The sequence below is a fragment of the Pseudogulbenkiania sp. FW507-F1 genome (assembly GCF_058781125.1).
The window spans coordinates 1-6,750 of the sequence record NZ_JBYSWM010000053.1; the positions used below are offsets into that span (position 1 = coordinate 1).

Consider the following 6,750-nt stretch of genomic DNA (forward strand, 5'->3'; position numbering starts at 1 on the left):
TTTGCTGTCGCCCAGAGGTGCCCCGCGTTACGTCAGCAATCGGGCGGGTAGCTGTCGTTGCCTGTAGGTTCGATCTGAATAGCCCCTTTTCTCTGTCACCCGTACAGCTCCCGACCCAATGTGGACGGTCGGCGATTGGAAAAGCGGACACTCAACGTGCGAGCTAAGGCCGCGGCCCCTTCAGGGACGTCGGCCTTCAGCGAGTGGTTAGGTGTCCGTGCGCCCTTGGTGCCGCAGGACGACATGCGTGGCTTTCTCCGACGCTACGAATTCAACGCATTCGTATCCCAGAGCCCGCAAGTCAACCCCTTCGAACAGTGATTCTCCCCGCCCGAGCAGGACCGGCGCGATAGCAATGTGCAGTTCATCAATGAGGCCCTCACGAAGGTACTGCTTGACGGTGTCCGGCCCACCGCCGATACGCACGTCCATTCCGGCAGCGGCCTCGCGTGCACGGTCGAGCGCCTCGTGAATGCCCCCTGTGATGAAGTGGAACGTCGTGTCGCCTTCCATCTCGATGGGGGGACGAGCATGATGGGTCAAAATGAAGACTGGAACGTGATACGGTGGATTATCTCCCCACCAGCCTTTCCAGTTTGTGTCCGGCCAGTCCCCACGAATGGGGCCGAACATGTTCCTCCCAAGAATCCAGGCCCCGACATTTTGAAAGCCACGGGCGGCAAAATCATCGTCAACCCCGGTCGTACCGCCGTCCTTGCCGAACAAGGCCCGCTGGAACGTGCGTGTTGGAACTAGCCACTGGTGCAGTTCCGTCCCGCCAACGCCGAGCGGATTGTTGATGTCTTGATTCAGTCCTGCTCCGTATCCGTCGATCGAAATGGTGAAGCCCTCAACGCGAACTCGTGTCATCGTTTGCCTCCGTTTAGACGCCTAACAGGTAATCAACGGACGCCTGCGTCCGGACATACTTATTTTAGTGGGACAGATTTTGTTGCGCGTAAGCTATTGTTTTCACTGCGAGTCCCTTCCGAGCTGTCTCGACATTACGGTTAATGCATCGAACACCAATGAAGGCAGTAAATCCGCATCAATGCCCGGTTTGGAGAAAGGCCAGAAACAACGCTCAACGACCGCGACTGGCAGGGCGCAGCCGTAGCGAACATCATCCAGAAAGCAGCCCTTGCGTTTTCATCTGTCGGCTATCGGGATCCGACATGGAAATCCCACTCTCGGCCATGACCGTATGTACGGGGAAGCGCTCCAAAGCGGCCAATCAATAATGATGTCAACGGTGAAATCGGCTACTCAGGTAGAGTCGCTTTGTCACATTTTTGGCGGCCAATTATGCGTCTCCGCCTGGCAGTCCTTGCACCAAGTGTACAGTGCCTCATACATCACCAGCCCGTGCTGCAGCATCTCGTGAGCGTCGGCATAGACCTGGGACAGCCCGAGAGAGAGGGCGTATAGCCCTGCGGATTGCGGGGTCAGATCGAGCCGCGAGGTGTCGGCTCCGCGCACGATGACGGCAAGCTGCTGCAGCGCCGGATCGTCGGTAAGTCCGTACTGTTTCAGGAAGGCATCGAAGCTGCACAGTTCGCCCTCATGCGAAAGCTCGACACTAGGAATGTCGCACGGGATCGCTCCCGTCTCTGCCGCCACCTTCAGCACATCGGCCGGCGGTACGAACAGAAACTCGGGTGACTTGTCGATAAAGCGTGTAATGAGCCAAGGGCAGGCTATGCGGTCGATCTTCGGCCGCTCGCGAGTGATCCACTTCACCATGCCTCCTATTGCAGCTGCTGCCTGGAACGGTACGGTTCCACCTGCACATCGGTGATGTCCATGCCGTTATCCCGAAAAATCAGCCCCTTGCCTTCCCGCACGATTGCTACGCACTGCTCAGGCGCACCCAGTGGCACGCTCAGACATAGCCGGTTGTCGTGAATCGACCAGCGCCCCTTGCGGGGTCGCCCCATTTCGACGCCATCGATGCTCCCGTCAGGCTTTAGGTGATAGGTCCAGTGATGGCCATCCGTGGCTACCTTGCCAACGAAGGTCTTGTTAATTTCTGCGCCTGACAAGGTATGCCGACTCAGTGGTTGCGCAGCCATGGCGACACTTGAGGCCATGGCGAAGCCGGCCGCTACCATCCAAACCCTTACGCATTGCCGGCCACGGCACTGAACCGCTGCTGCACGGCCGGCCAGTTGATGTTCTGCATGAAGGCATCGACGTAAGCACCTGCCTTTGCGCCGTAGTCCATGTGGTAGGCGTGCTCGTACATATCCAGCGCCAGGATCGGCGTGGCACCGGCCAAGGTATGGGCATGGTCGGATGCCCATTGGTTGATCAGTTTGCGGTCGCGTGGTGACCAGGTCAGCAATACCCAGCCCGAACCGCCGCCCAGTGCCTTGCCCATGGCGCTGAATTCGGCGGCCCAGCGTTCAACGCTGCCGAAGTCGCGAGCCAGGGCATCGGCGAGGTGGCTGAGTGGTGCACTGCCAGCTCCGCCCAGGCTGTCGAAATACAGCTCGTGCAGGATCATCGAATTGGCGGCGATCAATTCTTCGCGCTTCAGACCATTGAGTTCGAACACGGCAGCGCTGGTGAAGTCCAGGCCCTGCAAGCGTGTGCTGATGGCGTTCAGGCGTTTCACCGCGCCGCTGTAGTTGTTCTCGTGGTGGCTGCGGATCAGCTGTTCGGATAGCCCGTTGAGGCTGGCGGGGTCGCAGGCCAAGGGCTGGATCTGGTAAGTCATGGGCACTCTCCTCTCGGTTGATGTCAGTGGTGCAACAGCGGATACAGCAGCAGGCCGATCGCAGCAGCGCCAACGACGATCACCGGCTCTTGCAGCTTCTTGAAGCGCCACAGCAACAGGATGGTGACGATCGCCAGCAATACGGTTGGTACATCGACCAGCGAGCGTTTTGCGATCACGATGACCGAGCCGGTGATCGCGCCCACGGCCGCCGCAGTGATGCCGTTCACGAACGCCACCACCCCCGGCAACTTGCCGTACTTCTTGAAATACGGTGCGGGCAGCACGGTGAACAGGTAGCACGGCAGGAAGGTGCCCAGCGCCGCCACGCACGCACCGGGAAAACCCGCGACCAGATAGCCGATGAAGCCCACCGTGATGACCACCGGCCCCGGCGTAATCATCGCCACGGCCACGGCATCGACGAATTGCTTGTCGTTGAGCCAGTGGTGCTCGGTCACGACGCCTCCGTAGAGGAATGGGACGATCGCCAGCCCTGAGCCGAAGACAAATGCGCCGGCCTTGGTGAAGAAGAGGCCGATCTGGCTCAGCAGCGACAGATCCAAGCCGGCCAGCAGGTTGCTGGCAGCTGGCACCTGGGCGGTAGCGACCGCATTTAGACTGCCTTTGCCCAGCCATTTGGGCGGCGCGCGCCAGAACCAGCCCAGCACCCCGGCCGCCACAAACAGCCAGGCGATTTCCGACTCGGTGATGACCGTCACGGCGAGGAGGGTCAGGTAGATGGCCCACAACAGTTTGTCCTTGCCGACGCTCTTGGTGGTGAGCTTGTGGGCGCTGATCGCAATGATGCCGATCACGGCGGCGCCGACCCCGTAGAACACGGCTTGCATCCATTGCAGCCCGCCAAACTGCTGGTAGGCCCAGCCCAGTGCCACTACCATCAGAAACGAGGGCATCACGAAAGCCAGCCCGACCAGCGTGGCGCCCAGAGTGCGGTAATGCACATAGCCGAGATAAATGGCGGTTTGCGCGGCCAGCGGCCCGGGGGCGAGCTGGGCCAGCGCTAACCCCTCCTTATAGTCGGCCTCCGTAATCCAGCCATGGCGCTCAACCAGGTCGCGGTGCATGTAGCCGACCAGAGCCACCGGGCCACCGAAGCCGAAGGTGCCAAGGCGCAGGAAGTACAGCACCAGCTGCCACAAGGTGTAGGCTGGATGCGTACTGATGGGGATGGTATTGCTGGTATTGCTCAAGGTGATCTCCTGCTACAGAAGTGTTGCAAGGGGGCCTTACGGTCTGGCCGCGCCCTGGAAGTGGGTATAGAGCGAGTCCAGGACGTTGCTGATGTCGGCCAGCAGCAGGTCATCGTCTGCGATCCGGCTGCGTGCGCCACCCAGTACAGCCTCGAAGCCGACACCCTCGGGCACCACGCTGCCGCCGACATCGAGTGCGTGCACCAGCTCGCCGAGTCGGGCCAAGGCCGGGTCGTGCTCGAAGCCGAAACTCGCCAGTAGCACCTCGAACGTCACCCGCTCTCCGATATGGGAAAACGTCGCCCCGTCGAAATCGAAACCCAGCGCCTCCACCGGGCAAGCGTAAACGTCGGTCAGCCAAATGAAACGTGCAGCGGGGTCAATGAAGCGACGGATCAGCCAGGCCGAGGCGACACGATCGACCCACGGGCGGGCTCGCGTAGCCCATAGCCGCTTTTGGTAGCCGGCCGGGTTGAGACGGGGGATGTCTCCGCCAACCGCCAATGGCTCATCTGGCGAGTAGTGGCTGGTCAGTTGCCTTTCCGCGTCGTTGCATTGCCGACGGGCCAACTCCAGCGGATCGCCGGCAAAGAAGTCGATGGCGGCGATCGCTTCCAGCTCCTTGCGCAGCTGGCGCAGACTGCGCCGGGCTTCGCTCTCCGACTCCGGTAGCGGTGCCAGCAGTGCCGCCAGCTCCTCGCTCCATTGCTGATAGGCCTCGCTCCGGTCGAACAGCGCCTGCCATTCCGCCTGGGTTGCGGGGGAGTCTTCCACCACCTGCAGCACGTGGGCCATGCCATCTGCGGCCAACAGCTCATCGCGCAAGTTCGCCAGCGCCTGGCGCAGTTCAGGCCGGGCCGGCAACAGGTAGACGCCATCGCGTAGCGCGGCTGCACCCATCGCTTTCATTTGCCGCCATAGCCGCACACGCAGGGTGCCGTTTTGCCCCGCCACGCTGGTGACCAAAGCGAGCCAGTTGATCTGATTCATTTCACCTCCTTTGCAATGAACATTACACCATTTGTAATGTATGTAATATTACGGTTAGTGCAAAGCTCATTACATTTGCTCGTGATCGGACTGGGAGCCGACACGAGCCTGGACATCCCAAGCTTCAGGAAAGCCTAGCGGTCAGCCCTCGACTTTCTTGTCTTTTCCTATCCCCCCGGATAGGATGTGAAGCCATGAGTACACACACCTCCCACCCCGACATCATCAAGCGGCTCAAGCGAGCCGATGGCCACCTCAAGAGCATCATTGCCATGCTCGAAGAGGGACGCAGCTGCCTGGACATTGCCCAGCAGCTTCAGGCCGTCGAAAGCGCCGTCACCAACGCCAAGAAAATTCTGGTGCATGACCATATCGAGCACTGCCTGGAACATGCGGTGCGCGAGGGCCAGCAAAGCGCGGACGATACCCTGCGCGAGTTCAAAGAGATCACCAAATACTTGTAGCGGACATATGTCCGGCGGGACTACCACCACAACAGGGCAACTACCTGGCAAGTGAGAGATCGCCATGAATTGGAAAGAAGGACTACGCCAGACTGGCGTGCCGGCGGCGCTGGGCGCAGCTCTGTTATTTGGCGCAGGAACGCCGTTTGCCAAACTGCTGCTGCACAACGTCAACCCATGGCTGCTGGCCGGGCTGCTCTACCTTGGCTCTGGCGTTGGCCTGACACTGTACCGTCGTCTGACGCGGGCACCTGCCGTCCGCTTGCCGCGTCATGAAGCCCCATGGTTTATAGGGGCCATCGTGTCGGGCGGTATCGTCGGGCCGGTGTTACTGATGCTGGGCCTGACTGGGATGCCGGCCTCCGGGGCGTCGCTGCTGCTCAATGCCGAGGGTGTGTTCACGGCGCTGCTGGCCTGGTTCGCCTTCAAGGAAAACTTCGACCACCGCATTGCATTGGGGATGGTGGCCATTGTTGCAGGGGCACTGATCCTGAGCTGGCCGGGAGAGGCGCGCTTCGCTGGCATGTGGCCGGCACTGGCGGTCGTTGGCGCTTGCTTCGCCTGGGGTATCGACAACAACCTGACGCGCAAAGTCTCCCTGACGGATGCAACCTGGATCGCCTCGGTCAAAGGATTGGCGGCCGGCTCGGTCAACCTGGCCCTGGCTTTAATGTTGGGAGCTTCTCTGCCGCCGCTGCCCAACCTCGGCGGGGCCATGATCGTTGGCTTCCTTGCCTATGGTGTGAGCCTGGCGCTGTTCGTGGTAGCGCTGCGCCACCTCGGCACTGCCCGCACTGGTGCCTACTTCTCTGTCGCACCGTTCTTCGGTGCCCTGCTGGCATTGACTATGGGGGAGCCGATCACGCTACCGTTGTTGCTTGCCGGTGGATTGATGGCCATCGGCATCTGGCTGCACCTCACCGAACGCCACGAGCACGTGCACACGCACGAAGCGTTGGAACATGAGCACGAGCATGTGCATGATGAGCATCACCAGCACGACCATGACTATCCGATCGCACCAGGCACCAAGCACCGTCATCAGCATCGGCACGACGTGCTGACGCATACCCACCCGCATTTCCCTGACTCACACCACAGGCACAAGCACTGAAACGATACAGGATGGGAGCTTTTACTGGCTCAGAAACAGCTTTGTATTTCGACACCCTTGCTCCGAGTGATCACCCTGATCGTTCAGTGATGCTCGTGAACGTCTGCTTGCCAAAGCGAGATCGACAGCAATGGGTCGGAAGTTCGCGTTCGCTAGATTGAGAGCTGTCGTTCAGCACGACTCGGCCTTGAATGGCAGGTAACCGGTCCATTGCAGACCAATCAGGTCGGCAAGCCGAACGGCGGGAAT

At 60.5% G+C, this 6,750-nt stretch carries 8 protein-coding genes; 2 read left to right on the forward strand and 6 right to left on the reverse strand.

Going from position 1 to position 6,750, the window contains the following annotated elements:
• Positions 1-207: 207 nt before the first annotated feature.
• The 6 genes from AC3WG5_RS18945 to AC3WG5_RS18970 form a co-directional block, all read right to left on the reverse strand.
• Positions 208-870 (reverse strand): dihydrofolate reductase family protein, encoded by a 663-nt coding sequence (locus tag AC3WG5_RS18945; RefSeq protein WP_492570272.1) that lies wholly within the window; start codon positions 868-870, stop codon positions 208-210.
• A 414-nt stretch (positions 871-1,284) separates the two neighbouring features.
• Positions 1,285-1,743, reverse strand: a complete 459-nt coding sequence (locus tag AC3WG5_RS18950; protein WP_492570274.1) for a chromate resistance protein ChrB domain-containing protein — start codon at positions 1,741-1,743, stop codon at positions 1,285-1,287.
• 5 nt (positions 1,744-1,748) lie between these two features.
• Positions 1,749-2,090, reverse strand: coding sequence for a hypothetical protein (locus AC3WG5_RS18955; RefSeq protein ID WP_482581907.1), 342 nt, complete (start codon positions 2,088-2,090; stop codon positions 1,749-1,751).
• A 29-nt stretch (positions 2,091-2,119) separates the two neighbouring features.
• Positions 2,120-2,719: a superoxide dismutase gene (locus AC3WG5_RS18960; RefSeq protein ID WP_008952709.1), complete on the reverse strand. Its 600-nt coding sequence runs from the start codon at positions 2,717-2,719 to the stop codon at positions 2,120-2,122.
• A gap of 23 nt (positions 2,720-2,742) precedes the next feature.
• The gene (locus tag AC3WG5_RS18965) at positions 2,743-3,933 is read right to left on the reverse strand and encodes a chromate transporter (RefSeq protein ID WP_492570275.1); all 1,191 of its coding nucleotides are present in this window, start codon (positions 3,931-3,933) and stop codon (positions 2,743-2,745) included.
• A 36-nt stretch (positions 3,934-3,969) separates the two neighbouring features.
• Positions 3,970-4,923, reverse strand: coding sequence for a chromate resistance protein ChrB domain-containing protein (locus tag AC3WG5_RS18970; protein ID WP_492570277.1), 954 nt, complete (start codon positions 4,921-4,923; stop codon positions 3,970-3,972).
• Positions 4,924-5,117: 194 nt separating this feature from the next.
• Here AC3WG5_RS18970 and AC3WG5_RS18975 point away from each other — a divergent pair, with 194 nt between their 5' ends.
• Complete coding sequence (locus tag AC3WG5_RS18975; protein ID WP_008952712.1) at positions 5,118-5,387, forward strand: metal-sensing transcriptional repressor; 270 nt, start codon at positions 5,118-5,120, stop codon at positions 5,385-5,387.
• A gap of 64 nt (positions 5,388-5,451) precedes the next feature.
• A complete protein-coding gene (locus AC3WG5_RS18980) occupies positions 5,452-6,501 on the forward strand; it encodes a DMT family transporter (protein ID WP_492570279.1) in 1,050 nt (349 codons plus the stop codon).
• Positions 6,502-6,750 lie beyond the last annotated feature (249 nt).

Bases quoted from the DNA above. Each gene is read 5' to 3' on its own strand.
- AC3WG5_RS18945 (WP_492570272.1), bottom strand. From the start codon at position 870: ATGACACGAGTTCGCGTTGAGGGCTTCACCATTTCGATCGACGGATAC.
- AC3WG5_RS18975 (WP_008952712.1), top strand. From the start codon at position 5,118: ATGAGTACACACACCTCCCACCCCGACATCATCAAGCGGCTCAAGCGA.
- AC3WG5_RS18950 (WP_492570274.1), bottom strand. From the start codon at position 1,743: ATGGTGAAGTGGATCACTCGCGAGCGGCCGAAGATCGACCGCATAGCC.
- AC3WG5_RS18955 (WP_482581907.1), bottom strand. From the start codon at position 2,090: ATGGCCTCAAGTGTCGCCATGGCTGCGCAACCACTGAGTCGGCATACC.
- AC3WG5_RS18960 (WP_008952709.1), bottom strand. From the start codon at position 2,719: ATGACTTACCAGATCCAGCCCTTGGCCTGCGACCCCGCCAGCCTCAAC.
- AC3WG5_RS18970 (WP_492570277.1), bottom strand. From the start codon at position 4,923: ATGAATCAGATCAACTGGCTCGCTTTGGTCACCAGCGTGGCGGGGCAA.
- AC3WG5_RS18980 (WP_492570279.1), top strand. From the start codon at position 5,452: ATGAATTGGAAAGAAGGACTACGCCAGACTGGCGTGCCGGCGGCGCTG.